Consider the following 2,514-nt stretch of genomic DNA (forward strand, 5'->3'; position numbering starts at 1 on the left):
TTCTCGGTTTGAGAGTTTGCAGCAAGTTCAAGCGCGTTTGAATGCAGTACAAGCCAAAGCCGATCGCCTCGCCGAAAAATTGCGAGAGTTAGGCATCGATCCCGACGAACTGGTCGATCCCGACCAACTGTAAGAGCGATCGCCGTTCCGCCCCCCACCCAACTCGTGGAAATTCCCCCGTTCCCCAAGACCTCTTCCCCAGACTTCGATAAAATTTGGCTGGTTCGCCGTTTAGAGAAAAAAATCGTTATGGATGTACGGGCAGCAGTGGCATGGGAGGCGGGAAAGCCTCTGAGCATCGAAACCGTTCAACTCGAAGGTCCCAAAGCCGGAGAGGTGATGGTGGAAATCAAAGCAACCGGCGTCTGTCACACGGACGCCTACACCCTCTCAGGAGCCGATCCCGAAGGCTTGTTTCCTGCCATTCTCGGCCACGAAGGGGCTGGCGTAGTCGTAGAAGTGGGTCCGGAGGTGAAAAGCCTGAAACCGGGCGATCGCGTCATTCCCCTCTACACCCCAGAATGTCGTGAGTGTAAATTCTGTCTCAGCGGCAAAACCAACCTCTGCCAAGCCATTCGCAGCACCCAGGGCAAAGGCGTAATGCCCGACGGAACCAGCCGTTTTTCCCTCAACGGCAAAAAAATCCACCACTACATGGGAACCTCCACCTTTGCCAATTTCACCGTGTTACCAGAAATCGCCGTGGCGAAAATCCGCGACGATGCGCCCTTCGAGAAAGCCTGTTTGATTGGCTGCGGCGTCACCACTGGCGTCGGTGCCGTCATCAACACCGCCAAAGTCGAACCGGGTTCCAACGTAGTGGTTTTCGGACTCGGTGGAATCGGCTTAAACGTGATTCAAGGAGCGCGAATGGTGGGCGCCGACAAGATTATCGGCGTGGATATCAACCCCGACAAACGCGCCCTCGCCGAACAGTTTGGCATGACGCATTTCGTCAATCCCAAGGAAGTTGACAACGTGGTGGCGCATATTATCGAACTCACCGACGGCGGTGCCGATTACAGCTTCGAGTGCATCGGGAACGTCGAGGTGATGCGTCAGGCGTTGGAATGCTGTCATAAAGGCTGGGGCGAATCGATTATTATCGGCGTCGCAGGTGCGGGACAGGAAATCAGTACCCGTCCGTTCCAGTTGGTGACGGGGCGCGTTTGGCGAGGAACGGCGTTCGGTGGGGCGAAAGGCCGCCGCGACGTGCCGAAAATCGTCGATTGGTACATGGACGGGAAAATCGATATCGATAGTCTGGTGACGAACGTAGTCCCCCTCGAACGGATTAACGAGGCGTTCGATTTGATGCACGAAGGGAAAGCCATTCGGACAGTGGTTACGTTCCCCTAGGTTGGACTCGTTGCGTTGCGTTGCGGCGGAAGCGATCGAGCGATCTCTGCGAGAGCGCACATTGTCGGTGCGTGACGAGTTCTCGGTTTCACGATTTACACCCGATTTTTTAAGTCACGCACCCTACCGAAAACCCGATTTTTTTTAACCTTATGTCCTTAACACTCAGAAGCCAAAGTCGTTGTTTTGACGGAACGACGCAGTTTTACAGCCATCTTTCTGCAACTTGTAACACCGAAATGCGCTTTTCGGTGTATCTACCGCCGCAAGCGGAAACCGAACGGGTTCCGGTTCTCTACTGGCTGTCGGGACTCACCTGTACGGAGGAAAATTTTATTACCAAAGCGGGAGCGCAACGGTATGCGGCGCAATACGGCTTGATGTTAGTCGCACCGGATACCAGCCCTCGGAATTTGGGGCTACCGGGTGAGGATGAAGATTGGGATTTCGGTTCTGGGGCGGGATTTTACGTGGATGCAACCCAGGAACCCTGGAACCGACACTATCGGATGTACAGCTACGTCACCGAGGAACTCCCGGCGTTGGTGGCGCAAGGGTTTCCGGTGGATGCCTCCCGTCAGAGCGTGTTCGGCCATTCGATGGGCGGTCACGGGGCGCTCGTCTGTGCGCTTCGCAATCCCTCGCGATATCAGTCGGTGTCGGCGTTTGCGCCCATTGCCGCCCCGACGCGCTGTCCTTGGGGCGAAAAGGCATTTCGCGGCTATCTCGGCGAAAATCGGCAGGATTGGAAGCTGTACGATGCCAGCGAGTTGGTGGGATCGTCTGGTTGGAACCGTCCGATTTTAATCGACCAAGGCGAGGCGGATTCGTTTTTGAGTCAGGGTCAGTTGTTACCGGAAGTGTTCGAGGACGCCTGTAAAGCGGCAGGGGTCGAGGTGCAGTTGCGCCGTCAGCCGGGATACGACCACAGTTATTATTTCATGGCGACGTTTATGGAAGACCACGTGCGCTATCATGCCGCTGCGTTGGGAAGGTGATGAGGAGGTGATGAGGTGATGAGATGATGAGGTGATGAGGTGATGAGGCTTAGTGGTGCAGAAAAGTCCTGAAACCCCTGTTAGAAAAGATATCTCCGTATTAAAGGGTTGGCCTGAAAATATCAAATCGGTCAATGGCTGCCGGAGATCCCCGGCA

The 2,514-nt window shown here is 55.2% G+C and carries 2 protein-coding genes; both read left to right on the plus strand.

Annotation, left to right across the window (positions count from 1 at the left end; all coding sequences use genetic code 11):
* Positions 1 to 249: 249 nt before the first annotated feature.
* On the plus strand, positions 250 to 1,359 hold the full coding sequence (locus ACP5D4_RS16620; RefSeq protein WP_428012747.1) for an S-(hydroxymethyl)glutathione dehydrogenase/class III alcohol dehydrogenase: 1,110 nt from the start codon (positions 250 to 252) through the stop codon (positions 1,357 to 1,359).
* Between the two features lie 152 nt (positions 1,360 to 1,511).
* On the plus strand, positions 1,512 to 2,357 hold the full coding sequence (gene fghA, locus ACP5D4_RS16625; RefSeq protein ID WP_428012741.1) for an S-formylglutathione hydrolase: 846 nt from the start codon (positions 1,512 to 1,514) through the stop codon (positions 2,355 to 2,357).
* Positions 2,358 to 2,514: the final 157 nt, after the last annotated feature.

This window comes from Baaleninema sp., assembly GCF_049974805.1.
Classification (GTDB): domain Bacteria; phylum Cyanobacteriota; class Cyanobacteriia; order Cyanobacteriales; family Geitlerinemataceae; genus Baaleninema.

Excerpts from the sequence above, each read along its gene's own strand:
- ACP5D4_RS16620 (WP_428012747.1), top strand. The coding sequence starts at position 250 with ATGGATGTACGGGCAGCAGTGGCATGGGAGGCGGGAAAGCCTCTGAGC.
- fghA (WP_428012741.1), top strand. The coding sequence starts at position 1,512 with ATGTCCTTAACACTCAGAAGCCAAAGTCGTTGTTTTGACGGAACGACG.